The following is a 24,604-nucleotide window of genomic DNA, read 5'->3' on the forward strand; positions in this document are numbered from 1 at the left end:
CCGCCGGAAAACGGTTGGCCCGTTCCCGGGTGCGGTGGCTACCTTGCCGGTATGGAACCGCTGGGTCAGGACGAGATCAGGGCGTCCTTCGTGAACTGCACGCGGGGCGAAGCCAAGGGAGTCACGCTGCCTGCCCGGCCGGACGAGATCCCTTGGGAGGAACGGGAATTCCTCGGCTGGCGCGATCCGAAGGCCGCCGCCAGGGCGTATCTCGTGCTGCCCTATCGAGGGGAAACCGTCGGACTGTCCCTTCGCGCCGCGCCCCGGCCGAAAGGCCGAGTCCTGCTGAGCAACATATGCGGCCTGTGCACGACGACACATCCGCTGTCCGACATCGCGCTGTTCTCCGGCCGCCGCGCGGGGAAACCCGGGCGGGAGGGGAACACGCTCGGCATCTACGCGTGCGCGAACCTCGCTTGCAGCCAGTACATCCGCGGCGAGCTGAAGCCGGACGTGCCGCAGCCGTCGGAGACGCTGACGCTCGAGGAACGCGTGCTCCGGCTGGAGGACAAACTGCACCGGTTCGTGGAGCGGGTACTGGAGTCCCGCTGACCCTCGTGAGCGGGCACCCAGCGCCCTGGCTCACCTGAAGCGGGGGAAGGCCCTTTCTTGCGCCCAGTGTCGCGTGATCCTGCAGGTCTTAACCGTGATCGAACGGCGATCTCGCGTGACTGGAGGGGCAACACACCCGTAGCAGGATTCCGCTGGGTGTCCTCCGTCCTCAATCACGCGAGATCGCCGTCTGATCACGCTAGATCGCAGGAAGGGGCCTTCCTGTACTGGGAAAAAACGCCACGCGCCTCAGAACCGGAATCGCAGGATCCGCCCCATCTTCTTGAACGCCGGGAACAGTCCCGCGAACCACAACTGCGCCCGCATCGACCCCGAAAGCCGGTCCTTCACCTCAGGCGTCGCGTAGTCTGTCGAGTCGAGCTTCGAGAGCAGCGTCAGCCCCAGCCGTTCGAGTTCGGCGATCTCGTCGATACCCCAGTACAACGTCGCTCCGGCCTTGCGCACCACGGGATTCAGCTTTTGCAGCTTGATCCCCAGCCTGCTGAAGACGTCGAAGACCATCTCGCCGCCCTGCGGAAAACGCGCGATCAGCCGCCGCAGCAATTCCTCGCCTTCGGACGGCTGGAGGTACATCGTCAGTCCCTCGGCGATCACCAGGCCGGGTTTGTCCGACGGGATCTGGTCGATCCAGCCGAAATCCGTCACCGAAGACCCGATGGTCCGGTATCCGTCCCGCGCCGGGTAGATCCGGCCGCGCAGGTCGACGACCTCCGGGTAGTCCACGTCGAACCACCGCACCGAAGGCGGCGGGTCGACGCGGTACACGCGGCTGTCCATCCCGCAGCCGAGTTGCACGACGGTCGCGTCCGGATGCTTCCGGAGAAAGTCCGCGGCCCAGTCGTCCATCGGCTTGGCTCGCATCGCGACGGTCAAGCCCATGTCGGGGTTCACGCCGAGCGAACCGAAGTCGTAGTCGATCCGCTTGACGGCCTCGTCGGCGGCCTTGTCGCCGAGGATCGGCCGGTCACTGCGGGCGTCGAGCGCCCGGCCGTACAGCGTGGCCAGCATCGTCGCCTTCTCTTCGGTGAACCGGACCTTCTCCACCGCACACCCCCGTCAGAAGTTTCATAATCTTCTGAAAATAATACTCGCGCCGAACCGGTCCCGCCGTCAAGGAAACGTCAATCCCGTGACGTGTAGTCGTGGACGTAGGTCTTGGCGTCGAGCAGATGCCGCCGGGTGACCTCCCGCGCGGCCGCCGCGTCCGAACCGCGGATGGCTTCGAGGATCGCGCGATGTTCGTCGACGGCCTTGCGGATCTGCCCCGGCAGCCGCAACGCCGCCCGCCGCTCCTCGCCGACCAGTGAGAGCACCGACCGCAGCAGATCGGTGACGTCGTCGTTGCCCGCGTTGCCCGCGATCACCCGGTGGAATTCCGCGTCGGCCGCGATCACGCGCAGCATGTCGTCGTCGGCCGCGGCCTGGTCCATCTCGTCGACGGTGCTCTCCAGTCGCTCGAGCACCCGCGGCGTGTGATCGAGCGCGAGTCGCTCCGCCAGGGTCGGCTCGACGATCGTCCGCAGGTCGAACAGCTTCTCGACCAGCTGCTCGTGCTCGGAAAACCAGCCGCGCAGCGGCTTCTCGTCGAGGTTCTCGCGGACATACGTGCCCGAACCCGGCCGCACCTGCACGTAGCCGATGGAGTCCAGCACCCGCAACGCCTGCCGCAGCGAACCGCGGCTGATCCCGAGCTGTTCGCAGAGCGCCCGTTCGGCGGGCAGCCTCGACCCGGCGGGGAGCCTGCCCGAGTCGATCATCGCGCGCAGATGATCGACGGTCGCACTCCACACCTGCTCGCGCTCGTCGTCGGCCACCGCCCCATCCTCGCAGGTCCGGCGAACCGCCCGGGATTGTCGGTGGCCGGTGTCATCATCGAGTGATGACTGGGGTGGCAGGACTGATCAAGGCATGGGTGCACGGGTGGGCGCTTTCCCGTGGCGTCGGGGTTCCGGTGGCCGAACCGGACGGCTACCGGCTCGACGTCGGGCGTCCGGGGCATCGCGTGAGATATGTGCTGGCGGACGTCGGATCGGTGGCGCGGCGGGCTCGCGCGCTCACCGCGCCCGGGACGTGGCTGAAGGTGAGCGGTCCGCGTGAAGAGGTGGCGGAGACGGTCCCGCCGAACTGGACGGTCGGCCCGCCGGAGTACCTGATGAGCACCTCGCTCGCGATGCGGCCCGTCATGGCCGCGCCCGAGCCGTACCGGGCGGAGCTGGTCGGCGATGGCGTGGTCACCGACGTCGTGGTGCGTGCGCCCGACGGTTCGCGCGCGGCCACCGGCCGGGTCGCGATCGCCGGCGGCACGGCGGTGGTCGATCAGGTCGTGACAGAGCCCGAGCACCAGCGGCGCGGGCTGGGCCGATTCGTCATGCGCCGGCTCGACGAGGTGGCGGTCGCCGCCGGGGCGGACAAGGCGGTCCTGGTCGCGACGGAAGAGGGGCGGGCGCTGTACCTGGCACTCGGCTGGACGGTGGACGCGGAGATCACCGCGGCCCACCTGCCGGAGGTGGAAAAAGACATATCGGTCAGTTGATTGTTCGACTAGACACATCCAGAGCGCGAAAGGAGGCGACGGTGCTTAGGGTGCCGAAGTGAGCGCTTTATGACGTGGTGGCACGCGATCCTGATCTTCGTCGCGGGGCTCTGGGCGGGCACCATCAACACGGTCGTCGGCTCGGGCACGCTGGTGACCTTCCCGGTACTGGTCGCCCTCGGCTACTCGCCACTGACGGCGACGACGTCCAACGCGATCGGCCTCGCCCCCGGCACGGTCAGCGGAGCGATCGGGTATCGCCAGGAGCTCAAGGGCTATTGGCCCGAGCTCGTCAGGCTCGCCGTGGCGTCGTTCCTCGGTGCGATCTGCGGGACGATCCTGCTGCTCTCGCTGCCGAAGGACGCCTTCGAGACCGTCGTGCCCGCGCTGGTCGGGCTCGCGGTGGTGCTGGTGATCGTCCAGCCGCGAGTGGCGGGCTGGGTCGCGAAGCGCCGCGAGGAGAACGGGAAGGTCCACAAGATCGGGCCGCTCCTGCTGTTCCTGATCTTCCTGATCGGCATCTACGGCGGATACTTCACGGCCGCGCAGGGCGTGATGCTGGTCGCCGTGATGGGCATGTTGATGTCCGAGTCGCTGCAACGGCTCAACGGCATCAAGAACGCGCTGTCGGCCGTCGTGAACATCGTCGCCGGCGCGATCTACGCCTTCATCGCGCCGGTCAGCTGGCCCGTGGTCGCGTTGCTCGCGGTCGGGTCGACGATCGGCGGCCAGATCGGCGCGAAGATCGGCCGCAGGCTTTCGCCGAAGGTGCTGCGGGGCTTGATCGTCGTGATCGGTCTCGCCGCGATGGTGCAGCTACTCCTCAAATAGCGCGTGAGTGGCGACTCGGCCCTAGTGTCGCGTGATCCTGCAGGTCTTACCCGTGATTGGACGGAGATCGCGCGTGACTGGAGGGACGACACCCTCGCAGTCGGATTCCGCCGGGTGCATCCGTCCTCAACCACGGGTGATCGCCGTCTGGTCACGCGAGTTCGCCCTCGAGTCACGGGTGATCGCTGTCTGATCACGCGAGTTCGCCGTCGAGTCACGGGTGATCGCTGTCTGATCACGCGCGTTCGCCGTCCAGTCACGCGCGTTCGCTGTCTGGTCACGCGCGTTCGCCGTCGAGTCACGCGAGATCGCCGCCTGATCACGGGAGATCGCCGTTGAGTCACGGGAGATCGCCGTCTGATCACGCGCGATCTCCGCCCAGTCACGCGAGATCGCCGCCTGAGGAACGAAACCCAACGTCAAGCAAGCAGGATCACGCGACACGACAACGCCTCAGCGCGGGAAATCCCCAGCCGCTTCGAGGAAGAGGTCGTTCTCCTCGGGCGTCCCGATCGTCACGCGCGCGCCTTCGCCCGCGAACGGGCGCACGATCAGCTTCCGCTCCAGCGCGTGCTCGGCGAACTTCGCCGTCCGTTCGCCCAGCGGCAGCCAGACGAAGTTCGCCTGCGTCTCCGGAACCTCGTAACCCAGGGCCACCAAGGCATCCCGGACGCGGGTGCGCTCCGAGATGATCTCCTTGCAGCGCTCCAGCAGTTCACCGGCCGCGTCGAGCGAGGCGATGGCCGCCACCTGGGCGATCATGTTCACCGAGAAGGCGACGTACACCTGCTTCAGCGCGACGGTGATCGGTTCCGGCGCCACCGCATAGCCCACGCGGAGCCCGGCGAGGCCGTACGCCTTCGAGAACGTCCGAAGCACCGCGACGTTGTCCCGGCCACGCGCCAGTTCGACGCCGTCCGGCACCTCGGCGTCGGTCACGAACTCCTTATAGGCCTCGTCGAGTACCACGAGCACACCCGCGGGCACGGCGTCGAGGAAACGCTCCAGCTCAGCCCGCCGCACGACGGTCCCGGTCGGGTTGTTGGGGTTGCACACGAAGACCAGGCGCGTCTTCGGCGTGATCGCGGCGAGCATCGCCTCCAGATCCAGCCCGTGCCCGGCTGTCAGCGGCACCTTCACGCTGACGGCGTTCGCGACCTGCGTGACGATCGGGTACGCCTCGAACGAACGCCACGGGAAGATGACCTCGTCACCCGGCCCGCACAGGGCCTGGATCATTTGCTGGCAAAGGGAAACCGAGCCGCAGCCGATGGCGATCCGCTCGACGGGCTCGCCCAGTTCGCCGGCCAGCCGCTCGACGAGCGCGGACGCCGTGATGTCCGGGTACCGGTTGATGCCTTGTGCCGCTTCGACTATGGCCTGCGCCACACTCGGCAGTGGCCCACCGGGGACCTCATTGCTCGCAAGCTTGATCGCGCCCTGGATTGTCCGGCCAGGGACGTACTTCGGCAACGATTCGAGATCCGCACGCGGCGAAACAGGGGACATCTTCGGCGCTCCTACGTCTGGGGGACGGCTCCGACACCGTATCCTCCCGCGCAACGGCAAGCCCCGAATATTTACCTAAGAGTGGTCTGATGGAGAAATGACCCTGACGACCACCGTGGAACACCAGCATGCCGACGGCCGCACGTCGCGTTTGACCTTCGCCGAACCGGATGGCGTCGTCCGTGGCGGGCTCGTGGTGTTGCATGAAGAGGCTGAAGAGGTCGAAGAGGGTTTGAGCCTGCTTCTCGCGGGTCTCGCCGGCGAAGGCTGGCTCACCGTCACCCCGCACCTCGATCGCGACAACCTCACGCAGCAGGATCTGCTCGAAGCCACCGACGCGACGCTCGCCTGGCTCGCCGAGCGCGGTGTCGAGGCGGATCTGGTCGGTGTCGTCGGTTTCGATCTCGGCGGGACGGCGGCACTGGTCGTGGCATCGAACCGCAGGCTGGGTGCCGCGGTCAGCGTCGGCGGGCAGGGGGTCACCGAGCTGCCGGTCCTGGTCGAGATCGCCGGACGGCTCACCAGTCCGTGGCTCGGCATGTACGGCGACGCCGGTGACGAGGCCGGAGGCGCCGAGGTCGAACAGCTGCGTGACGCGGCGGCGACGGCGAACGTCGCGACGAACGTCGTCCACTACCCGGGCGCCAATCACCGCTTCGACGCCGACCCGGCCGCGGCCGCGGAGGCCTGGCAGCGCACGCTGAATTGGTTCGACGCCCACCTGCGATGACGTCATTCGCGCTAGCATTCTCCCTGAGATGTGACAGGGGAGGGTCAAATGGCACAGTCACCCAAGGTGCCCGTGACGCCACAAGCCGCTTTCGGAGCCTCGGCTCCGGCGCTGGCTCCGGTGGCGGGTCAGATCCGGAACACCAGGACCGATGCCAAAAAGGGGACCGTCAAGGTCACCGAAGACGCCGCCAAGAAGCTCATCGACGCGCTGATGAAGGCCCGTCAAGAGCTTAACGCGCTGATCAAGGATTCGACGGAGTTCAAGGTGCCCTTGAAACTGGGCGACAACTTCGTCGGGCGCACGATGAGCGATCGTTTCCAGGGTGCCGCGACCGAAGGGACCGAGGCCGCCGTGCCCGTCCTCGAAGACTTCGCCGTGGTGCTCAAGGACCTCCAGCTCACCGTGATGGCGGCACGGAAGATGTACGTCGCCGCGGACGAGGAAGGGCAGGAGCAGCTCGAACGGGTCGCCCGCCGCTTCGACATGGAAGACATCGTCGAAACCGAGCGGAAGGACGAGCACTGATGCGCATCCTGCCCACGCCGTGGCCGCCGCCCGAGCCCGAGCCGCGACCGGGCCCCGATCACCTCGCCGCCGACATCGACTGGATGAGCTACCCGCACCGCGAGCTCTACGAGATGGTCCACAACGAGCTGGACCTGGCGGGCGCGGAAGCCGTCGCCGCGCAGTGGGCGAAGATCAGCGGCTTACTCGACCGGGTCGGTTCCGAGCTCAGGGCGGCCATCGTGGCCACCGCCGACGGGTGGACGGGCGAGGGCGCGGACAGGGCCCGTGACGCCGCGATCAAACTCGTCGACTGGGCGGGCGAGACCGGCTGGCGCGCGGAGAACGTCGCGAACTGCGTGCGCCGCCAGGCGGACATCGCCGACACCGCGCGGCGCGTGATGCCCGAGCCGCCGGGCTACGCGCCCCGCCCCAAGGTGCCGGAGTCGTCGAAACGCCACCCGATCCCGGTCTCCGATTCGACGCAGGCGATGTCGGCGTCGAAGCCACCGGAGTCCGACTTCGCCGCGGCAGGGCGGATCGTCGCCGAGCCGACCGACGAGAGTTCGCAGGACCTGCACCGACAGGCCGCCGACGTGATGACGCGGATGCAGCGGAACTCCGGCGAGGTCTACGAAAACGTCCCTCGTTTCACGTCGTACGGCAAGCAGCCGCGGATCCTCGAGACACCCGAAGAACCGGAGCCGAAGCCCGAACCCGAGCCGGTACCGGAGACATCGGCGGACGACTCGACCCGCAGCAGCGGCGCCGACGAGGCCGCCCCTATCCAGGTGCGAGAGCCGGTCGAGGCACCGCGCACGCCCGGCGCGAGCAGCGGCGCCTTCGTACCGCCGCCGCCCGGCGCCTCCGCCGGAACGCACGAACAGCTCGGACAGGGCGGCCGATCCGGTGCCGGCGGCTTCGGGCCGTCGGGGCAGCCGGGTCAGGTGGCCGGGACACGGACCGCGGCCGCGGGCATGGGTGGCTTCGGCGGAATGCCGATGGGGATGGCGCCCCAGCAAGGGCGGCAGGACGAGGAAGGACACAAGGCGCCGGACTACCTCGTCGAGGATTCGGACGTCTGGGGCCTCGGCGGGCAGGTGACCCCGCCGGTCATCGGCGAAGACCCGAGGGGCGGCCGCTGATGGACTGGATCCGGTTGCACATCGGCGAGCTGTTCCTGCTGTGGTCGGCGCACGGACGCGACGAACTGCCCGCGGTGCTGGAGGTTCCGCACGTCGGGCGGACACCGGAGTTCCGGACGGAACTGGTCGCCACGGCGAGCGGGACGTTGTCCGAACGCGGCCTCGGCACGGTGGCGGCCCCCGCGCCGGAACTGCTGGGTTTGCTGCACACCCTCGCGAACAGCGAACTGACGCTGGATCTGCGGCTCGACGGCGATCCGGCGTACCGGGCCGTCGGCTGCGTGTCCGATCGGGGCGCCGTCGCGATCGGGGTCGCCGGCACCGATGTCGAACTGTCGGCCCTGCGGGAACCACTCGTCGCCGCGACCCTGCTGCAGGCGTTGCCGCCGTGTGAGCAGGGGCGGGGTCTCTCGGTCAACCTGCGCGTCGACGACTACACGGCGGCGTGCGAGGCGGGGGAGCGCGGCGGGCAGCCCGCGTTCTCCGACGTCCTGCGCGACGCCGGGCTGCGCGAACCCGAAGTCATCGTGCTGGTGCGGATCGCGACGCAGCGGATCGGCAGCGGACGGCTCGGGGCGGCCAGGAAGTCGTGGGAGGGCCGCTGGGTGCGCGGCGAGGGCACGCTGACCTGGGTGGACACCCCCGATGGCCGCTACGGGCTTCGCCGCGACCGAGGCTGGCTCACCGTTACTCCGCTTGACGCAGGGCGGCTCAAGACGATGGCGTACGAGCTGTTCACGGGGGCTCGCTAAGTCGGTTAACGAGGGTTAACATCGCGGGGTGACGCACAACGCCGACGCCCCAGAAGTGCTCTGGCGCCCCGAGCCGAGCCGCCTGTCCGACACCAAGATCGACGCGTTCCGCCAGTGGCTGCGCACCGAACGCGGCGTGGAAGTCGACGACTACAACGAGTTGTGGGAGTTCTCCGTCCGGCGCGTGCCCGAATTCTGGTCGGCCGTCGGCGAATTCCTCGGCCTGCGCTGGCACGACCGGCCCGGTGAGGTGCTCACCGGCGAGATGCCGAACGCGCGCTGGTTCGAGGGCGGCACGCTGAACTACGCCGAGAACTCGCTCATGCCCGGCGTCGCGGGCGCCGCGAAGGCCGACGACGAAATCGCCGTGATCTTCCACCGCGAAGACGGCCTCTCCTCGCAACTGACCTACGGCGCCCTGCGTTCCGCTGTCGCCGCCGCGCGCGAAGGGCTGCGGAAGCTGGGAGTGTCCAAAGGGGACAGAGTCGCCGCGCTGGCGCCGAACTGCCCGCAGACGCTGATCGCCTTCCTCGCCACCGCGAGCCTCGGCGCGATCTGGTCGTCGTGCTCGCCGGACTTCGGGGTGCGCGCGGTCAGCGACCGCTTCGCGCAGATCGAGCCGAAGGTGCTGATCGCCGTCAACGGCTACGTCTACAATGGACGGTGGTTCGACAGCAGGCCGACGGTGAACTCCCTGCGGGACGAGATCCCCACGCTCGAAGCGACCGTGCTGATCGACTACGCCGGCGGCCGCCTCGACGGCACACTCGACTGGGACACCCTGCTCACCGGCAACGCGGGCGCGGAACTGGTTTTCGAACCGGTCGAATTCGGCCACCCGCTGTGGGTCCTGTATTCCTCGGGGACCACCGGCCTGCCGAAGGGGATCGTCCACGGGCACGGCGGGATCACCCTCGAACACCTCAAATCCCTTGCCCTGCAAAGCGATCTCGGCCCGGGTGACCGGTTCTTCTGGTTCACCACCACCGGCTGGATGATGTGGAACTTCCTCATCTCCGGCTTGCTGACGGGCACCACGATCGTGCTTTTCGACGGCAGCCCGGGACATCCGGACCTGAACGTGTTGTGGCATCTGGCCGAACGGCACCGCATCACCTACTTCGGCACGTCGGCGCCGTTCATCCAGAGCTGCCTGAAGGCCGGGATCAAACCGGCGGAACGGTACGACCTCACCGCGCTGCGCGCCTTGGGTTCCACCGGTGCCCCGCTGAGCGTCGAGGGTTTCCGGTGGATCGTCGACGAGGTCGGCAAACGCGTCCAGATCTGCTCGGTGTCCGGCGGCACGGACCTGTGCGTGGCGTTCGTCGTCGCCGCCCCGGACGTCCCGGTATGGCTTGGCGAGCTTTCGGTCCGCGCGCTCGGCGCCGCCGTCGCCGCGTTCGACGAGGCCGGGAAGCCGGTGGTGGAGACGGTCGGCGAACTGGTGATCACCGAGCCGATGCCGTCGATGCCGGTGTTCTTCTGGAACGACCCGGACGGCTCGCGGCTGCGCGAGGCGTATTTCGAGATGTACCCGGGGATCTGGCGGCACGGCGACTGGATCCGGATCACCGGGCGAGGCTCCGCGGTCATCTACGGGCGCAGCGACTCGACCTTGAACCGCGGCGGCGTCCGGATGGGCACGGCCGAGTTCTACCGGGTCGTCGAGGCCTTCGACCAGGTCGCGGACTCGCTGGTGATCGACACGTCGGCGGCGGGGAACGAGGACGGGCAGCTGCTGTGCTTCCTCGTCCTGGCCGAGGGCGCCTCGCTCGACGAGGTCGAGCCCGCCTTGCGCAAGGAGCTGCGAGGGGCCCTCTCACCGCGGCACGTGCCCGACCGGTTCGTCCAGGTGACCGAGGTGCCCCGCACGCTCAACGGCAAGAAATGCGAGGTTCCGGTGAAGAAGATCCTTTCGGGTGTTTCACCTGACCGCGCCGTCAGCCGGGATGCGCTGCTGAACCCCGACGCCCTTGTACCGTTCGTGGAGCTGGCGAGGAGCTGAACGTAGGGGCGGGACTTGGCGGGTGCCACGTCCGGTGGTGGTGGTCACCTGCGTGACGCGGCTGGCCGGACTGCTGGCCCTGGTCTCGGTGCTGGTCCCGGCCGGGCGGCGCGGCGACGGGAGCGCTGGTGACCGGTGCTGCTGCTGGTGCTGCTCGCCGCCGGCCTCAACCGGCGGAAGCGGCGGGCCTGGCAACTCGCGGTCGCCGCCGCCGTACTGCTGACGGTGTCGCACCTCGGGCTGCGGCGTCCTCGGCGCCGGTCTCGTGTCGCTGGCGCTGCTGATCGCCCTGATCGCGACGCGGCGCTACTTCATCGCTGTCACCGGACGGTGGCGCGCGGTCCGGTGGTGTTTCCCGCGCTGTGGCTGGAGGACCTGTCGGCGTACTTCCTCCTCCGCTCGGCCGAACCCGCGCCCGAGCTGACCGTCGACGAGGTCGAACGGCTCAGGGCGCTGCTAAACGAGCGTGACTCGCTGGGATACTTCGCCCTGCGCCGGGACAAGTTCGTCGTCTTCTCGAAGTCGGGGAAGGCCGCGGTCACCTATCGCGTGATCGCCGGTGTCGCGCTGTGCCCGGCGGACCCCCTTGGTGACCCGGAAGCGTGGCCGGACGCGATCGAGGAGTACCTAGACGTCTGCCGCCGGTACGCGTGGAACTCCGCGACCATGGGCTGCTCGGAACTGGGCGCGACCGTCTGGGCACGTCTCGGCCTCGAGGTCCTGGAGATCGGCGACGAAGCCGTCGTCGACACGGAACCCTTCACCCTCGACGGCCGCGTCATGCGAGGCGTCCGCCAAGCCGAAGACCTGCTCCCCGCCGAGTTGGAGGATCTCCGGACCTTGGCCGCCACCTGGCGGGGCACGGACACCGAACGCGGCTTCTCGATGGCGCTCGGACGGATGGGCGACGCGGGCTCGGTCCTGGTGACTGCCGAGCACGAGGGGCGCGTTCGCGGTCTGCTTCAGTTCGTCCCCTGGGCCGAGAAGGGCCTCTCGCTGGACGTCATGCGCCGCGACAGGACCGCCGACAACGAGCTGATGATCTCCGAACTGCTCCTGACGACCCCCGCACAGCAGTCTCCCTGAACTTCGCCGCCTTCCACGCAGTCCTGGAACAAGGCCAACGCATCAGCGCCGGCCGTCGCCCGCCTATCCGCCCGGACACTGCGATTCTTCTCACGCTGGATCCAGATCGAGACCCTCCACCGCTTCAACGTGAAGTTCCAGCCCCGCTGGGTCCCGCGCTACTTGACTTACCCCGTGGCCCGCGACCTACCGCGCGTCGTGAAGCCGAAGGCCTCGGCGGACGCTCTCCGCTGCTGCTCAGAGCGCTGTGACGGGTCTAAGGGGGGCCCCTTTCGCGGGGATCCATGGGGTGTGTAACCTATCTGGGCAGTGGTCGTTCGACCTGGGAGGCTTCGCCTAGTCTGGTCTATGGCGCCGCACTGCTAATGCGGTTGGGGGTAACCCCCCCTCCCGGGTTCAAATCCCGGAGCCTCCGCTGGCCCCTGTTTCGGCAGGTGCTAGATTGATAACTGAACAAGCGCCCGTAGCTCAGCTGGATAGAGCATCTGACTACGGATCAGAAGGTCAGGGGTTCGAATCCCTTCGGGCGCACGTCTGGTTGAGACAGCACTAAGGCCCTCCCGTTCGCGGGAGGGCCTTTTTGTCGGTCCAGCTTCCAGTCTCGTTTGGCCGCGAGACGCAAGCCTCAGTAGAGTCGTTCTAAGCAAGCCGATCCTCGAGCCTTAGCTTGCACCTTCGTCGTCGCCATCAACCCGCGACGGGGCCGTGCGTTCCACTTCTCGACTCCGATCCACTATTTCGGTGTGACGAGCGCCGCATAGTCGCTATCCTGCAGAAGGCGACGTAGTTGACCGGCGAGGGGAGAAGTCGATATGCCGGCATCGGGTGAGTTTCGGTTAAGCATCACGAAGGCGTTGGCGGACCAGTTAGCTGAAGGGCTGGCTGCGCTAACACCGGACCCTCTGGAGCCCAGGTACTTGTCGGCGGTGCAGTCAAAGCCAGGTGTCTATCAGCTCTACGAGGACGATATCCTGGTCTATGTCGGTAAAGCGCAAGACACGGAACCACTGCCTAAACGACTCCGTCAGCACCACGACAAATTGGGTGGCCGCCTCTACGTCGGCCGCATGACATTCACCTGTCTCTATGTGCATGAGGACATGCACGCCGTATCTCCTGAGCAGCTACTGATTACAAAGTATCGTGCGGAGAAAACCGCTCGATGGAACTTCATGGGCTTTGGGAGTAAGGACCCAGGAAAAGAACGGGATACCACCAAGGTGGATGCCGATCATTTCGATGCTACGCATCCGATTAATTTGGAAGTGAAGTGCGAACAAATCAAAGCCGGCCCTTACAAGGCCTCAAACCTCTTGAAGTACATCAAGAGTGATTTACCATTCCTTTTTCGCTACGAGAAGTCTTATATCCATGAAAAGATACGTGTCGACGTGCCTCGCGACGCGATGAGTGCCGACGATCTCTTTGGTCTTATCGCACCTAGGATCAGCGATGTCAATGATGCTTGGCGCATTACAGCGCTACCTGGCTACGTGATCATGTATCCCAAGGATGGCCCCTATCCTCACGCGCTGAAGACTTACCGCTGACAGAGCTGAAGGCGAAGGCGGGCCACGCTAATTTTAAATCTGTATGTTTCTCTTGCATGGAAGTTCCTGTAATCGAACGAGTTTACTTATGGGACGCCGGCTCTGTGATCTACCTAAACTTGAGGCGAGGTAAGAGACCCTATAAGTCTTCTTCAAACGGTATTTAGGGCTGGCGATGTAGTTCTATACTTAGGAGTCGGCAATCCTATGCGTTCTATCCCGGAAAGAAACCTGTCTTCGTTCGAAACTAGTATCCGCTGATCCTTGTCCATTTGTTCGCTGGCGTCCAAATCATGGGCGTTCGTCTAAACGTAAAGAGCCGTATCAATTCCTCACGCGCATCACCCTCGGGATTTAATGATATTTTCACTACTTAGGTCACTCGATCCCTAATTTGCTGCAACGTAAATTTCCGATGTGGTATTTGTTCCGCACGCCCTCGGCCTGGGTGAAGGGTATCCCAGGCCGATCGAGCGTTTCTGCGAGCTGTCCTCTGAGGGTTGAACCAAAGCCGTTGACTATGGTATTCCAAAAAGCTAGTCTATACGCGCGTAGTAGTGCACGTTCCCCTAGTGAAATCCAAGAGTGGTCCAAGAATAGGAATTTCACTCTGAGGTCATCTAGGCTCAGGTTTCCCCCGGCAGCCGAATTTTCGACCTCGAAAACTGACTTCGCATGCTTGTTTATGCGTTCAAAGAGCTTGGTGGCATCATAGTTTGGTTCATAGCCGTATTCGCTGTTGCCCGCTTCGGCTTTGCCGACATACACGGGTACGTGATGGCCTTTTTGAACGCTTCCGCTAATGGACGGTAGACCTTGACTCGATCACCGACGTAATATAGAGAATAAAGGCCAGCGCCACGAAGGGCGCTGGCGGGAACGCGTGGTCCTTCTCTTGTTCGAGCCGCTCCCCGTAGAAGTCTGCCGATTGCGCTGGATCAAGGGGGATGAATCGGTCGGGTTTCGGAGGTTCTGAAAGTCGAGTCGAGACATAGTTATCCTAGATCAACGGGGACGTCGGGGAATATCATGTTCTTTTGAGAACTCTCGAGCGCCTCATTACGTGATCCGAGAGGTCCATTCGGGTCGTGGGCGGTCCGGTCCTAGCTGTGATATTTGTCGTGGCATAACCCGGTCAGCCAACTATATGGCGGCTATTCGCGAACGAGTGAGAACACGCGACAAGCTGCAGATTCTGGATCTTCGTGTTCCCAGAAGCGCAAAACCCGCCATCCAGCATCCTCTAGACGTCTTGTTGTTTCAAGATCCCGTTCTTGGTTGGTTTCAATCTTCTTCCGCCAGAATTCTGCGTTCGTAGTCGCGGGTCGATAATGATCTGGGCAGCCGTGCCAGTAGCAACCGTCAACAAATACGGCAACGCGTGGTCCAGGAAAAGCCACGTCGACTGTCCTTCTAAGGTTCGAAAGTGGTCTTATCGAAACGCGGTAACGAAGTCCGAGCGCGTGAAGTACCTTCCGCAGCCGTATTTCCGGCTTGGTGTCCTTGCCTCGGTTGCCTCGCATCGAAGCCCTGACCGACGGTGAGGACGCCCACGAGTTGTCGGGAAGTTGTTGTTCGGACGTGAGTCCCTTGGCCCAGGCCATTTCCCAGGCCTCGACCAGATTGGCGAAACGAGTATCGTGATCTACCTGTCCGAGATATTTAGCAGGAGATCTTCCTTTGTCTGACCAGCGAAGATATGCGCGGATACGGCGAGTATTCGGAAGAACTTTGAGCTCGACTGAGGCGCGCGCGTAGCGCCCGTCGCCGAGATTTACAAATCGCCGATGGCGGCCTTTAGAGGCACGATCTTGCTCCGCCGCTAAGGCGTCCCGACTCCGTCCCGCTCGACCCTTCCAGGCGCGAACTGGCGGTGACTTCTCCTTCCATGAGCTTTGACCATTGCGTGCTGAGGTCATGCGCGAGACTCCGCATCGTCAAGCGCTGATGCGACGGCTTTCGCAAAGACCTCCCCTAGTAGAACAGGCACCGCGTTGCCAAGTTGTCGCATTTGTTCACCGCGTGGGCCTGCGAGTTGCCATTTGTCGGGAAACGTCATAACCCGAGCTGTTTCTCGAACGGTCATGTAGCGGTGCTTATATCGGAAGCCCGTGGGAGATTGCGGATCAGGTTCCCGGTCATCTGTCAGCATTACCGACTCCCCGCCGGGGACGCCGTGAACACCTGCTTTGACGGTTTTCGCCGGGCGATCGTATTCGTTAGGAGTATGTCCGGCGTAGATCCGAGCGCCCGGCCACCCGACATGATAGCGAAGACCGTCAGGATCGTAATCTACGCGATCCAATTTCTTCCACGAGATGGGAGGAAGAGGCGGTAGCTTGATGCCCTCAACATCGATTCCCTCGATCGCATCCCTCAAAGTTCGCCATGGTTTGGTGCCATTGTCAAGAGGAATGTTCTTGGGTATGCCTGCGGTAACGCGATCCCGAACATGCTTGGGGACCTTTTTGTGTCGTTCCCAGTATTCGCCGTTCAGTATCGATCGAAACAAGGCCGCTTCTGAATATTGTGGAGTGAGCATCTTTCGAAAAGTATCTAGATCAACTGCAAGGTCCGCGCGGAATGCAACAATTATAATCCGATTACGAATTTGCGGTACGCCGTAGTCGGCGGCGTTGACTGGGGTCATGACCACGTCATAACGCTTGTCGGCGGCAACGTCCCCGCGCTCCTTCGCGGCCTTCAGGGCCTCATCGTGCTCCTGCCAGCTCGAACCCGGGACTCGTTCAACAAAAGGGAACTCGAGTTCGCGCAAAATGTAGTCGAAGTACGGTTTAAAGGACGGCCTCAAGAGGCCGCGAACGTTTTCGCAGATGACAGCCTTCGGCTGCATCTGTCTAACTGCCCTGAACATCTGGGGGAACATATTCCGTTTGTCCTCGTCGCCCTTAGCCACTCCGCCAAGGCTAAACGGTTGACACGGCGGGCCCCCGGCTAGAACATCGACGCGACCATTTAGGTAAGCCATGTCAAGGCCTTGTACGTCACCCTCCACGAGCGGAATGTCATCCCCGGGGGCCGGTATCACAAGAGGCGCCTCATCCCCGGTAGACGGGTCGTGGGTCTCGTCCGCTTTGCGTCGCTTCGCGATATTCGCCCTGAGTGTCTCGCAGGCGTACTTCGCGAACTCGTTGAACAACAAGGGGCGGAAGCCGGCCCGCTCGACACCCATCGCCAAGCCGCCGCCACCCGCGAACAACTCAACGGAGGTTCGGTCACGCGCTATGTGTTCAGCCACTATGGAAGCATACCGCGGACGGATTGGCTTGGCGGACCCGACGCGCCGTGTGTAATGTCTCCTGTCCAGGTTGGTTGTCGCTAGCCTGGAAAGTGTCCGGATAGTTGCGACACGTCGCTCAGCGCTTTCGCGATGGAATTGCAGTGACTGACCGACCTCCTTCTCCGAATGCCCATCGTCGGATCCATGCGTGCTCAACTGCGGCAATGGGCCGGCAGGGGCGCGAACAACCTCGTAGCCACATTCAACTGGGTGGGCCGCGTCTTCGAGTCGCCAGCCGCCTCGAAGAAGTTCATCGCTCTCGTCATCCGTCGACCCTGTCGCAGGCGCATGGTGCACGGTAAGGGCGCAGTCTGAGGTCGATCAGTCAGGCTCGGAGAGTTGGTGCCCGAACACATTGCTCAGGGCGTGCCGGATCAACCCCGGCAAGTCGGCCTCCCCATCCGTCCCAGCCCACCGGATCAGCGCCACATGCGCCGCCCCCAGGCAAGCCATCGCCGTAGCCCGCACCTGAAACTCCTCGTCAGACTCCGGAGAAGGCCCACAAAGAGCGGCCACGATCGCATCCGCCGTCGCGTATTGGCTGTCCAGATGCCGCGCCCGCAGCGCCGGCACCGAGATCATCAGCCGCAGCCGCGCCAGCAGAAACGCCTTCTCCTGCGACGAACCCAAAGCCGCGGTCGACTCCAAAGCGCGACCGATCCGCGCAGGCAAGGGCCCAGCAGGCTGGGCTGCGACGGCAGAAGCGGTCAGCGGGTCGTATTCGTCGTAGAGCACCAGGTCCTCCTTCGTCGGGAAGTGCCGGTACACCGTCATCGCCGAGACGCCGGCGGCCGTGGCGACGTCGTTGACGGTGGTCGCGTCGTAACCGACGTCGCCGAAGAGGCGGATCGCGTGCGTCTGGATGGCAAGCCGGGTTTCGGCGCGCTGGCGGTCGCGGAGGTTCACGTGGTAGACACTACCAAAGTGTTAGTCACTAACATCTGGGGTGCGCATGAAGACGGCATTGGTGACGGGAAGCTCGCGCGGGATCGGGGCGGCGATCGTGCGGAGGCTCGAGAGAGACGGCGTCAAAGTCCGAGGGCATGACAGCGGCCAGGCCGACTTGTCGACCATGGAGGGCATCGGCAAAGCCCTGGAGGGCATCGGCACTCTGGACATCCTGGTCAACAACGCGGCCGCGCCGCCGGCGGGGCCGATCGAGACGGACACGCCCGAGAGCTTCGACCACCTGATGGCGGTGAACGTCCGCGCGCCGTACTTCCTCATCCAGCGAGCGCGGATGAACGACGGCGGCCGCATCATCACCGTGTCCTCGGTCGCCACGCGGATGGCCAACCCGGCGCAGACGTCCTTCGCGATGACCAAGGGCGCGCTCGAGACGATGAGCCGCACGCTCGCCCAGCAACTCGGCCCCCGCGGGATCACGGTCAACGTCGTCGCGCCGGGCGCCACGAAGACCCCGGACAACCGAGAGGTCTTCACGCCGGAGCTGGAAGCCGCGATCGCGAGCCTCACCGCGCACCGAAGGCTCGGTACCGCAGACGACATAGCGGACGTCGTGGCCTTCCTCGCGTCCGACGACGCGCGCTGGGTGACCGGGCAGGTCCTCGACGCGAGCGGCGGGTTGTTCCTCGGGCCGCGGACCCGAGGGGGTTCAATGGGCCGGTGACGTGGTTCAGCGAGGACGATCTCCGCAGGCAAGCCGGTGACGTGTCGTTCGCGCGCGGGGCCAAGTACCTGGAGGCGGTCGAGACGCTGGACGACGTCGCGGGCGGGGTCGCGGCGGTGGTCAGCGGCACCGACCGGTACACGGTCCGGTTGCGCGACGTCGACGGCGAGCTGGTCGGCGAGTGTTCCTGTCCGCACGCGGCGGACGGGTTCTTCTGCAAGCACTGCGTCGCCGTCGGCCTGCTCGTCCTGGAGGGAGTGGCGGACGGCGGCGCGGCCGACATCCGCGGGTACGTCGAAACCCTCGACCGCGCCGAGCTGATCGAACTGCTCGTCGGGCACGCGAACGAGGACCCCGTCCTGTTCCGCAAACTCTCGCTCAAGGCCGGTCGCGAAGACCTCGACGCGTTGCGGCGTCACATCGAGGGCACCTTGCGGTTGCGCGGCTTCGTCGGCTTCCAGGGCACGCTCGCGTACACCGAGAAGGTCCGCGAGGTGCTCGCCACGGCCAAAGAGGTGATGGACGGGCCGCTGCTGTGCCGCATCGTCGAGCTGGTGGTGGAGGCGCTGGACTTCGTCGAGGACTCGTTCGGCGCGCTCGGCGAAGAGGTCCGGGCGGCGCTCGCGTTGTACGCGGAGGCCTGCGCGGACTCGCCGCCGGAGCCCAAGGAACTCGCGGAGTGGTTGCTACGTCTCGATCTCGACGGTTCGGGGCGCGTCGACGTGAGCATCGCGGACTTCACCGGCGGGCTCGGCTTCGAGGGGCTCGCGGTGTTCCGCGCCGGTGTCGAGGAGCGGTGGCGGCTCGACGACGGCGAGGACCCGTACCGCAGCCGCAAACTCCAGCGGCTGCGCCAAGGGTTCGCGGCGACGCGGAACTGGAAGGCCTAGAACCGCTGACGGTGCCGGGCACCGGCGTTGCGGTACAGCTCGTCCAGATCCCGTTGCCCCGCTTGATCACCGGTGTCAGCGGCCGCGCGGAACCAGTGCTCGGCCTCCTGGAAGTTCCCGTGTTCGGCGGCGAGCCTGCCGAGGTTGCTGTACGCGGGGACGCTGCCGAGTTCGGCGGCCTTCCGGTACCAGGCGGTGGCCTCGCCGGGATCGTTCCGGTCGTTGGCGAGCACGCCGAGGTTCGTCATCGCCGCCGCGTCGCCCCGTTTGGCGGCCTTGAGGTACCAGCGTTCGGCGGCGTCGAGTTCGCCGCGCCGGTGCAGCACCAGGCCGAGGCGGACGGCGGCCTCGGGGGCACCGGCGGCCGCGGCCGCGTGATAGCAGCTTTCGGCGCGCGCGAGGTCGTTCCGGCGTTCGGCCTCGAGACCGAGTTCGCAGAGGGCGGAAGCGTCGCCTTCTTCACCCGCCCTGCGCCACCACGGTTCCGCTTCCCGCGTCCGCCCGGTGTCGCACAGCACGGCGCCGAGCGTGATCATGCCTTCGACGTTGCCGGCCCCCGCGGCCTGGCCCGCCCAGTGCTCGGCCTCCTCGAGTTCGCCGCGCCGGTGCAGCAACCGCCCGAGTTCCGCCATCGCCTCGACCCGGCCCTCGGCGGCGGCCCGCCGCCACCAGTTCTCGGCGTCGTCGAAACTTCCCCGCCGCGCACAGAGATTTCCCAGACGCGCCATGGCATGCGAATCACCGGCCATCGCCGCTTCGCGATACCAGCGTTCGGCCTGTTCGGGCGCGCCGCGTTCGCGCAGGAGGTGTGCCAGGGTGCCCATCGCGGCCCTGTCCCCGCCCGCGGCGGCCTTGCGGAACCACGCCTCGGCCTCGTCGGGATCGCCGCGCTCCAGCGCGGTGGATCCCATCCGTGCCATGGCGATCACGTGTCCGCGCTCCGCGGCCTTACGGTTCAGATAGTCGTCGACCCTGGTGTTCCATTTGCGTTTTCCGGCGCCCACAAGCCCGCTCCTTCCGGCAGCGTCCCTGGGGTAGTCGCGGATCAGGAGCCCAATGTGACAACAACTACCTGCTGTCATCGTCGTGTCGCACCCGGTTTCCTTACGCGGCACGGCGATACTTGGTCGCTTCCCGTCCCCGGTCGAGAGGAATCGCGCGGTGGCCACGCGTACCCCGCAGATGACCACGCCTCAGCGGCTGCTCCTGCTGATCACGCTCGCCGCCGTCGTCCTCGCGGTGTTCTGGTTCGTGAGCGGCAAGGGCGACGCGCGGCAACCGACGCCGCCGAACCCCGCGAGCGCCGCCGACGCGCGCAAGCAGCTGGACGAACTCACCGTCGCGCCACGCGGTTCGATGGACGGCTACGACCGCAAGAAGTACCCGCACTGGGACAACCAGGGGAACAACTGCAACACCCGCGAGTTCGTGCTCAAACGCGACGGCAAGGACGTCAAGGCCGGTTCCGACTGCGCCCCGACCTCCGGTAGCTGGACCAGCATCTACGACGGCGAGACCTGGACCAAGCCGACCGACATCGACATCGACCACATGGTCCCGCTCGCCCAGAGCTGGGTCAGCGGCGCGAAGTCGTGGAACGACGAGAAGCGGCGCCAGTTCGCGAACGACCTGACCCGGCCGCAACTGTTCGCCGTCACCGACAACGTCAACCAGGAGAAGAGCGACAAGGCGCCGGATCAGTGGAAGCCGCCGCTCGTGTCGTTCTGGTGCACCTACGCCACCGACTGGATCACCGTGAAGCACTACTACGGCCTCACCATCACCACCGCGGAGAAGACCGCGCTCGGGGACATGCTCGGTCGTTGCTGATCTCCCCGGCTTCGGGTTGGCTGGGGCGATGGCGACCTTCGTACTGATCCACGGCGGTGGCGGCAGCGCCTGGGACTTCCACCTCCTGGAGGCGGAACTGACCGGCCGCGGGCACGACGTCGTCGCGGTGAACCTGCCGATCGAAGACGAGAAGGCCGGCTTCGACGAGCACGTCGACACCGTCACGAAGGCGATCGGCGACCGCGGAGATTTGGTGGTGCTCGGGCATTCCTACGGCGGTTTCACCGCGCCGCTGGTCGCCGAGAGGCACTCGGCACGGTTGCTCGTGATGCTCACGGCGATGATCCCGAAGCCGGGCGAGACGCCGGGGGACTGGTGGGGCAACACGGGTTTCGAGGACGCCAAGGACCTCAGCGACGAGGAGAAGTTCTACAACGGCGTCCCCGCGGACCTCGTCGTGGACGCGGGATCGCACGGCCGGAACCAGGTCAGCGCCGAATGGGGACAGCCGTGGCCGCTGGAAAAGTGGCCGGACGTCCCGACGAAGGCGCTCATCGCGCGCGAAGACCGCTTCTTCACGCCTGAGTTCCAACGCCGGGTCGTCCAGGACAGGCTCGGGTTCGCGCCCGACGAGATCAAGGGCTCGCACTCCGTGCCGTTGAGCCACCCCAAGGCCTTGGCGGACCGACTGGAGTCCTACCTCACCAGCGATCCAGGCGCATGACCTCTTCGAGCGGCTGACGCGCGGCGGGCTTGAAGGTGTCACCGGTGTAGAACGCCGTCGGGATGAGCGCGGCCTGGTGCACGTTCCCCGGCAGGCCGAGGATCTCCGCGGCCTCCTTCTCGTACGCGAGGTGCAGCGTCGTCCACGCGGTGCCGAGGGTGACCGCGCGAGCCGCGAGCATGTAGCTCCACACGGCGGGCAGCAGGTTCCCCCACAGCCCGGCCTGATTGCCGGCGGGCAGAGTGGCACCCGTCGTCTCCAGGCACGGGATGACGTGCACCGGCACCTCGCCCATCTTGTCGGCCAGGTACTCGACGCTGGTGCCGACGCGCTTCTGCACCTTCGAGCGTCGCGGGTCGTCCGCGAACAGTTTCCCGGCCGCGTTCGGGGAATCCAGGTACTCGCGGCAGGCCCGCTGATAGAGCTTGCCGAGTTCGGCCCGCTGCCCGGGATCGGTGATCACGAGCCAGTGCCAGCGCTGGGTGTTCGACCCGCTCGGCGCCTGCAGCGCGACCTGCAAGGCGTGTTTCACCAGTTCGAGGGGAACCGGCCGGTTCAGGTCCAGTCGTTTGCGGACGGTCCGGGTGGTCGTCAGCAGCTCTTCGGGCGTCATCCGGCGATTATGTCGTCATCCGCCCGTTGGTGAACCCGCGGCCGCGATCGACGTCGGCAGGGCGCTCGCTGGTCGGGCAGGTCACGGTGAGCGGGCAGGGCGTCCTGCCACCGCGATAGCGGGGCCTTCACCCCGCTGGGCACTTTCCCGGGTCCCTCTCAGCTCCGCCGATAAGTCGTTATGATCCGCTGGTGGGGAGGCCGCCGCGCGAACGAGGGATGGGCACACTGCTCCGACATGTCCTCGAACTGACCGAGACGGACGTCTCCGCGTTCTTCGAAGACATCGGGCTGGGGGACTACCGTCCGCGCTTCACCCCGATCGTCCGCGCGATCGTCGCGCGCGGGCCGCTGCCCATCCGCGATCTCGCCGCCGAGGTCGGGGTGACGCACTCCGCGGCGAGCCAGACCGTCGCGCAGATGGCCCGCCAGGACCTCGTCACTCTCCGGCCGGGGGCCGACGCCAGGCAGAGGATCGTTTCGCTGACCGAGAAGACACGACGGCTGATGCCGACGCTCGAAGCCGAATGGGCGGCGACCACCGCCGCGGCCGAACAGTTGGAAGCCGAACTGCCGTACCCGCTCAGGGAGGTGCTGGTCGCCGCCGTCGAGGCGTTGGAACGGAAATCGCTCCGGGAGCGCATCGCCGGAACGGACGCCGCGCTCAGGCTTGGGCATCGGCCCGCCGAAGACTGAACACGGCCCAAACGTACTTGCCGCCGTCGCACGGCTCGTGTCCCCAGTCGTCGGACAACGCGTGCACCAGCTGAAGGCCGCGACTGCGCGCCGCCATCGGCGACGGTTCCTTCAGCTTCGGCCGGCCCGAACCGGAGTCGAAGACCCGCAGGGTGAGCCTGCCTTCGGCGTACTCGACCTCGAGCCTGTCCGGCTTCTCACCGTGTTCGAAGGCGTTCGTGACCAGTTCGGAGGTGGCCAGCAGGATGTCGTCGGCGGCCAGATCGTCGAACCCGAGGCTCACCAGCGTCGCCCGTACCGCTTGCCGCGCGATGGCGGGAGCCGTCACGTCGACCGGCAGGGGCAGGGAAACAACCGGCAACGAGGCCTCCGATCGCGTCTTGGACATCGTCATGGTTCCGCACCTCCCCTCATGAGAGACTCCCAGATCCGCTGTTCGCCTCCCAGGTACCCACAAGGGTAAGGGTCGAATCAGACTCCGTCCGTGAGTTCTGTTTCGGTCAATCCTTCACGCAGCTTCTTGAGCGTGGCGGCCAGCAACCGGGACACCTGCATCTGCGAGACCCCGACCCGGCGCGCGATATCCGACTGGCTCATCCCGGAGCCGAACCGTAGCGCGACGATCTTGCGCTCGCGATCGGGCAGCCGTTCCAGCATCGGTCGCAGCGCCTCGCGCAGCTCCGCCTGGCTCAGGTTGGCGTCCGCCTCGCCGAAGCGGGTGTGCGCCGAGTTCTCCAGGAGGTTGTCCAGCGAGGTCCCGTACCGGCCCTGGCCGGCACGGAGGCCTTCGAAGACCTCGTCGACCGGGACACCGAGATGGGCGGCGATCTCACTGGGCTTCGGCGCGCGGGAGAGCCGGACCGTCAGCTCCTCGCGGACGGCCGAGATGTTCGCGTTCAGCTCCTTGAGCCGCCGCGGAACCCGGACCGACCAGCTGTTGTCGCGGAAGTGGTGCCGCAACTCGCCGGAGACGGTCGGGACCGCGAAGGCGAGGAAGTCGCTGCCCTGCGTGGGATCGAAGCGGTCGACGGCGTGGATCAGCCCGATCGTCGCGATCTGGACCAGGTCCTCCATCGACTCGTCCCGGTTGCGGAACTTGCGCGCCAGGTTGCGCGCGAGTTCCAGATGCGCGCGCACGAGCTCGTCCCGCAGCCGTTCCCGTTCGGGGGCGTCCTGCGGCAGCGCGCACATGCGCTCGAACAGGGCCGGTACGTTCGCGCCGTCTCGCTCGACGGGTTCCGTCACGGCCGGGCCGCCTCGCTCTCCCGGATGAGTTCCACCCTGGACAGGTAGCCGCCGTCGGCCGGGGTCACGACGCGCCGCGCGGACGTCGCGAGCGCGGTGAGCAGCTGCCAGGACAGACCGGTCTCGTCGTCGGGTTCCGGGGAGTCCGAAAGCACCGAGACGGTCACCTCGATCCGGCCGTCCTTCCACGAGAAAACGCAGGTCAGATGACCGTCGGAGGCCGAGGGGAGCAGCATGGAGCACGCCTCGTCCACCGCCATCCGGAGATCCTCGACCGCGTCCAGGTCGAAGTCCTGACGCATCGCGATGTCCGCGACGATCGTCCGGAGCGTCGGCACCACATGCGGTACCGCGGCCGTGCGTACCTCGATGAGTTGAGCGCCCTCCCCGTTGGGCGGGGTGTTGTCCACCACGTGTGTTCCTCTCTCAAGCTGCACTGCCGACCGTCACATGCCCTGAGTGTGAGCAAACCAAACCCACGTTTGACTCCCGCA

Annotated in this window: 27 protein-coding genes, 2 tRNA genes and 2 pseudogenes; 17 read left to right on the plus strand and 14 right to left on the minus strand. The window is 66.1% G+C overall.

Annotation, left to right across the window (positions count from 1 at the left end):
- Positions 1-51: 51 nt before the first annotated feature.
- Positions 52-552: an FBP domain-containing protein gene (locus BS329_RS27320; protein WP_076164096.1), complete on the plus strand. Its 501-nt coding sequence runs from the start codon at positions 52-54 to the stop codon at positions 550-552.
- Positions 553-801: 249 nt separating this feature from the next.
- Here the strand turns inward: BS329_RS27320 and BS329_RS27325 are convergent, their stop codons facing one another.
- Complete coding sequence (locus tag BS329_RS27325; RefSeq protein WP_076164097.1) at positions 802-1,617, minus strand: class I SAM-dependent methyltransferase; 816 nt, start codon at positions 1,615-1,617, stop codon at positions 802-804.
- 77 nt (positions 1,618-1,694) lie between these two features.
- Entirely contained in the window at positions 1,695-2,387 is a 693-nt protein-coding gene (locus BS329_RS27330; RefSeq protein ID WP_076164098.1) for a FadR/GntR family transcriptional regulator, read from the minus strand.
- A gap of 74 nt (positions 2,388-2,461) precedes the next feature.
- On the opposite strand from BS329_RS27330, the gene BS329_RS27335 reads away from it, so the two are divergent.
- A complete protein-coding gene (locus tag BS329_RS27335; RefSeq protein WP_076164099.1) occupies positions 2,462-3,106 on the plus strand; it encodes a GNAT family N-acetyltransferase in 645 nt (214 codons plus the stop codon).
- A gap of 69 nt (positions 3,107-3,175) precedes the next feature.
- Entirely contained in the window at positions 3,176-3,937 is a 762-nt protein-coding gene (locus BS329_RS27340; protein WP_076164100.1) for a sulfite exporter TauE/SafE family protein, read from the plus strand.
- 126 nt (positions 3,938-4,063) lie between these two features.
- Here the strand turns inward: BS329_RS27340 and BS329_RS44185 are convergent, their stop codons facing one another.
- Together BS329_RS44185 and hisC are read right to left on the minus strand one after the other, a co-directional pair.
- On the minus strand, positions 4,064-4,360 hold the full coding sequence (locus BS329_RS44185) for a hypothetical protein (RefSeq protein ID WP_076164101.1): 297 nt from the start codon (positions 4,358-4,360) through the stop codon (positions 4,064-4,066).
- 30 nt (positions 4,361-4,390) lie between these two features.
- A complete protein-coding gene (gene hisC / locus BS329_RS27350; RefSeq protein WP_076164102.1) occupies positions 4,391-5,446 on the minus strand; it encodes a histidinol-phosphate transaminase in 1,056 nt (351 codons plus the stop codon).
- A gap of 97 nt (positions 5,447-5,543) precedes the next feature.
- Here hisC and BS329_RS27355 point away from each other — a divergent pair, with 97 nt between their 5' ends.
- From BS329_RS27355 to BS329_RS42805, 9 genes and pseudogenes are all read left to right on the plus strand, one after another.
- Positions 5,544-6,176 (plus strand): dienelactone hydrolase family protein, encoded by a 633-nt coding sequence (locus BS329_RS27355; RefSeq protein WP_076164103.1) that lies wholly within the window; start codon positions 5,544-5,546, stop codon positions 6,174-6,176.
- 48 nt (positions 6,177-6,224) lie between these two features.
- A complete protein-coding gene (locus BS329_RS27360) occupies positions 6,225-6,704 on the plus strand; it encodes a hypothetical protein (RefSeq protein ID WP_244197309.1) in 480 nt (159 codons plus the stop codon).
- A complete protein-coding gene (locus BS329_RS27365; RefSeq protein ID WP_076164104.1) occupies positions 6,704-7,828 on the plus strand; it encodes a PPE domain-containing protein in 1,125 nt (374 codons plus the stop codon). The genes BS329_RS27360 and BS329_RS27365 overlap by 1 nt, the downstream gene beginning before the upstream one ends.
- The gene (locus BS329_RS27370) at positions 7,828-8,580 is read left to right on the plus strand and encodes an ESX secretion-associated protein EspG (RefSeq protein ID WP_076164105.1); all 753 of its coding nucleotides are present in this window, start codon (positions 7,828-7,830) and stop codon (positions 8,578-8,580) included. The genes BS329_RS27365 and BS329_RS27370 overlap by 1 nt, the downstream gene beginning before the upstream one ends.
- Positions 8,581-8,608: 28 nt before the next feature.
- Entirely contained in the window at positions 8,609-10,585 is a 1,977-nt protein-coding gene (locus tag BS329_RS27375; RefSeq protein WP_076164106.1) for an acetoacetate--CoA ligase, read from the plus strand.
- Between the two features lie 348 nt (positions 10,586-10,933).
- A pseudogene (locus BS329_RS27380) lies at positions 10,934-11,968 on the plus strand (phosphatidylglycerol lysyltransferase domain-containing protein).
- Between the two features lie 28 nt (positions 11,969-11,996).
- A tRNA-Ser gene (locus tag BS329_RS27385) sits at positions 11,997-12,086 on the plus strand.
- Positions 12,087-12,128: 42 nt separating this feature from the next.
- Positions 12,129-12,202, plus strand: a tRNA-Arg gene (locus BS329_RS27390).
- A 281-nt stretch (positions 12,203-12,483) separates the two neighbouring features.
- The gene (locus BS329_RS42805) at positions 12,484-13,221 is read left to right on the plus strand and encodes a GIY-YIG nuclease family protein (RefSeq protein WP_143253218.1); all 738 of its coding nucleotides are present in this window, start codon (positions 12,484-12,486) and stop codon (positions 13,219-13,221) included.
- 373 nt (positions 13,222-13,594) lie between these two features.
- On the opposite strand, the gene BS329_RS45550 is transcribed toward BS329_RS42805, so the two are convergent.
- The 5 genes and pseudogenes from BS329_RS45550 to BS329_RS27410 form a co-directional block, all read right to left on the minus strand.
- Positions 13,595-13,753, minus strand: coding sequence for an Eco29kI family restriction endonuclease (locus BS329_RS45550; protein ID WP_425266378.1), 159 nt, complete (start codon positions 13,751-13,753; stop codon positions 13,595-13,597).
- Positions 13,729-14,025, minus strand: a pseudogene (locus BS329_RS27395) (Eco29kI family restriction endonuclease); the annotation flags it as partial. The gene BS329_RS45550 and the pseudogene BS329_RS27395, both read right to left, overlap by 25 nt.
- Before the next feature lie 350 nt (positions 14,026-14,375).
- A complete protein-coding gene (locus BS329_RS45395) occupies positions 14,376-15,140 on the minus strand; it encodes a very short patch repair endonuclease (protein WP_076164108.1) in 765 nt (254 codons plus the stop codon).
- Positions 15,137-16,441, minus strand: a complete 1,305-nt coding sequence (locus BS329_RS27405; protein ID WP_279628200.1) for a DNA cytosine methyltransferase — start codon at positions 16,439-16,441, stop codon at positions 15,137-15,139. Before BS329_RS27405 ends, BS329_RS45395 begins: the two co-directional genes overlap by 4 nt.
- 402 nt (positions 16,442-16,843) lie before the next feature.
- On the minus strand, positions 16,844-17,428 hold the full coding sequence (locus BS329_RS27410; RefSeq protein WP_076164109.1) for a TetR/AcrR family transcriptional regulator: 585 nt from the start codon (positions 17,426-17,428) through the stop codon (positions 16,844-16,846).
- A 46-nt stretch (positions 17,429-17,474) separates the two neighbouring features.
- Between BS329_RS27410 and BS329_RS27415 the strand changes: the two genes are divergently transcribed.
- Together BS329_RS27415 and BS329_RS27420 are read left to right on the plus strand one after the other, a co-directional pair.
- Positions 17,475-18,152, plus strand: a complete 678-nt coding sequence (locus BS329_RS27415; RefSeq protein ID WP_076164473.1) for an SDR family oxidoreductase — start codon at positions 17,475-17,477, stop codon at positions 18,150-18,152.
- Complete coding sequence (locus BS329_RS27420; protein WP_076164110.1) at positions 18,149-19,042, plus strand: SWIM zinc finger family protein; 894 nt, start codon at positions 18,149-18,151, stop codon at positions 19,040-19,042. The genes BS329_RS27415 and BS329_RS27420 overlap by 4 nt, the downstream gene beginning before the upstream one ends.
- On the opposite strand, the gene BS329_RS27425 is transcribed toward BS329_RS27420, so the two are convergent.
- Positions 19,039-20,046: a tetratricopeptide repeat protein gene (locus BS329_RS27425; protein WP_076164111.1), complete on the minus strand. Its 1,008-nt coding sequence runs from the start codon at positions 20,044-20,046 to the stop codon at positions 19,039-19,041. The genes BS329_RS27420 and BS329_RS27425 overlap by 4 nt on opposite strands.
- 178 nt (positions 20,047-20,224) lie before the next feature.
- Between BS329_RS27425 and BS329_RS27430 the strand changes: the two genes are divergently transcribed.
- Positions 20,225-20,872 (plus strand): HNH endonuclease family protein, encoded by a 648-nt coding sequence (locus BS329_RS27430; RefSeq protein WP_425266383.1) that lies wholly within the window; start codon positions 20,225-20,227, stop codon positions 20,870-20,872.
- Between the two features lie 28 nt (positions 20,873-20,900).
- Positions 20,901-21,557, plus strand: coding sequence for an alpha/beta fold hydrolase (locus BS329_RS27435; RefSeq protein ID WP_076164113.1), 657 nt, complete (start codon positions 20,901-20,903; stop codon positions 21,555-21,557).
- Here BS329_RS27435 and BS329_RS27440 read toward each other — a convergent pair.
- Positions 21,535-22,170 (minus strand): nitroreductase family protein, encoded by a 636-nt coding sequence (locus BS329_RS27440; protein WP_076164114.1) that lies wholly within the window; start codon positions 22,168-22,170, stop codon positions 21,535-21,537. The genes BS329_RS27435 and BS329_RS27440 overlap by 23 nt on opposite strands.
- A gap of 218 nt (positions 22,171-22,388) precedes the next feature.
- Between BS329_RS27440 and BS329_RS27445 the strand changes: the two genes are divergently transcribed.
- Positions 22,389-22,865 carry a MarR family transcriptional regulator gene (locus BS329_RS27445; protein WP_076164115.1) on the plus strand — a complete coding sequence of 159 codons (477 nt, stop codon included), beginning with the start codon at positions 22,389-22,391 and terminating at the stop codon, positions 22,863-22,865.
- On the opposite strand, the gene BS329_RS27450 is transcribed toward BS329_RS27445, so the two are convergent.
- From BS329_RS27450 to BS329_RS27460, 3 genes are all read right to left on the minus strand, one after another.
- Positions 22,834-23,259 carry an ATP-binding protein gene (locus BS329_RS27450; RefSeq protein ID WP_076164116.1) on the minus strand — a complete coding sequence of 142 codons (426 nt, stop codon included), beginning with the start codon at positions 23,257-23,259 and terminating at the stop codon, positions 22,834-22,836. The genes BS329_RS27445 and BS329_RS27450 overlap by 32 nt on opposite strands.
- A gap of 77 nt (positions 23,260-23,336) precedes the next feature.
- The gene (locus tag BS329_RS27455; protein ID WP_076164117.1) at positions 23,337-24,110 is read right to left on the minus strand and encodes a SigB/SigF/SigG family RNA polymerase sigma factor; all 774 of its coding nucleotides are present in this window, start codon (positions 24,108-24,110) and stop codon (positions 23,337-23,339) included.
- Positions 24,107-24,523, minus strand: coding sequence for an ATP-binding protein (locus BS329_RS27460; protein ID WP_076164118.1), 417 nt, complete (start codon positions 24,521-24,523; stop codon positions 24,107-24,109). Before BS329_RS27460 ends, BS329_RS27455 begins: the two co-directional genes overlap by 4 nt.
- Positions 24,524-24,604 lie beyond the last annotated feature (81 nt).

The sequence above is a fragment of the Amycolatopsis coloradensis genome, from assembly GCF_001953865.1.
In the GTDB taxonomy this organism is placed as follows: Bacteria; Actinomycetota; Actinomycetes; order Mycobacteriales; family Pseudonocardiaceae; genus Amycolatopsis; species Amycolatopsis coloradensis.

Excerpts from the sequence above, each read along its gene's own strand:
- BS329_RS27430 (WP_425266383.1), top strand. The coding sequence starts at position 20,225 with ATGACCACGCCTCAGCGGCTGCTCCTGCTGATCACGCTCGCCGCCGTC.
- BS329_RS27355 (WP_076164103.1), top strand. The coding sequence starts at position 5,544 with ATGACCCTGACGACCACCGTGGAACACCAGCATGCCGACGGCCGCACG.
- BS329_RS27450 (WP_076164116.1), bottom strand. The coding sequence starts at position 23,259 with ATGACGATGTCCAAGACGCGATCGGAGGCCTCGTTGCCGGTTGTTTCC.
- BS329_RS27445 (WP_076164115.1), top strand. The coding sequence starts at position 22,389 with ATGGGCACACTGCTCCGACATGTCCTCGAACTGACCGAGACGGACGTC.
- hisC (WP_076164102.1), bottom strand. The coding sequence starts at position 5,446 with ATGTCCCCTGTTTCGCCGCGTGCGGATCTCGAATCGTTGCCGAAGTAC.
- BS329_RS27415 (WP_076164473.1), top strand. The coding sequence starts at position 17,475 with ATGAAGACGGCATTGGTGACGGGAAGCTCGCGCGGGATCGGGGCGGCG.
- BS329_RS42805 (WP_143253218.1), top strand. The coding sequence starts at position 12,484 with ATGCCGGCATCGGGTGAGTTTCGGTTAAGCATCACGAAGGCGTTGGCG.
- BS329_RS27440 (WP_076164114.1), bottom strand. The coding sequence starts at position 22,170 with ATGACGCCCGAAGAGCTGCTGACGACCACCCGGACCGTCCGCAAACGA.
- BS329_RS27365 (WP_076164104.1), top strand. The coding sequence starts at position 6,704 with ATGCGCATCCTGCCCACGCCGTGGCCGCCGCCCGAGCCCGAGCCGCGA.
- BS329_RS27435 (WP_076164113.1), top strand. The coding sequence starts at position 20,901 with ATGGCGACCTTCGTACTGATCCACGGCGGTGGCGGCAGCGCCTGGGAC.
- BS329_RS27340 (WP_076164100.1), top strand. The coding sequence starts at position 3,176 with ATGACGTGGTGGCACGCGATCCTGATCTTCGTCGCGGGGCTCTGGGCG.
- BS329_RS27370 (WP_076164105.1), top strand. The coding sequence starts at position 7,828 with ATGGACTGGATCCGGTTGCACATCGGCGAGCTGTTCCTGCTGTGGTCG.
- BS329_RS45395 (WP_076164108.1), bottom strand. The coding sequence starts at position 15,140 with ATGACCTCAGCACGCAATGGTCAAAGCTCATGGAAGGAGAAGTCACCG.
- BS329_RS27360 (WP_244197309.1), top strand. The coding sequence starts at position 6,225 with ATGGCACAGTCACCCAAGGTGCCCGTGACGCCACAAGCCGCTTTCGGA.
- BS329_RS27320 (WP_076164096.1), top strand. The coding sequence starts at position 52 with ATGGAACCGCTGGGTCAGGACGAGATCAGGGCGTCCTTCGTGAACTGC.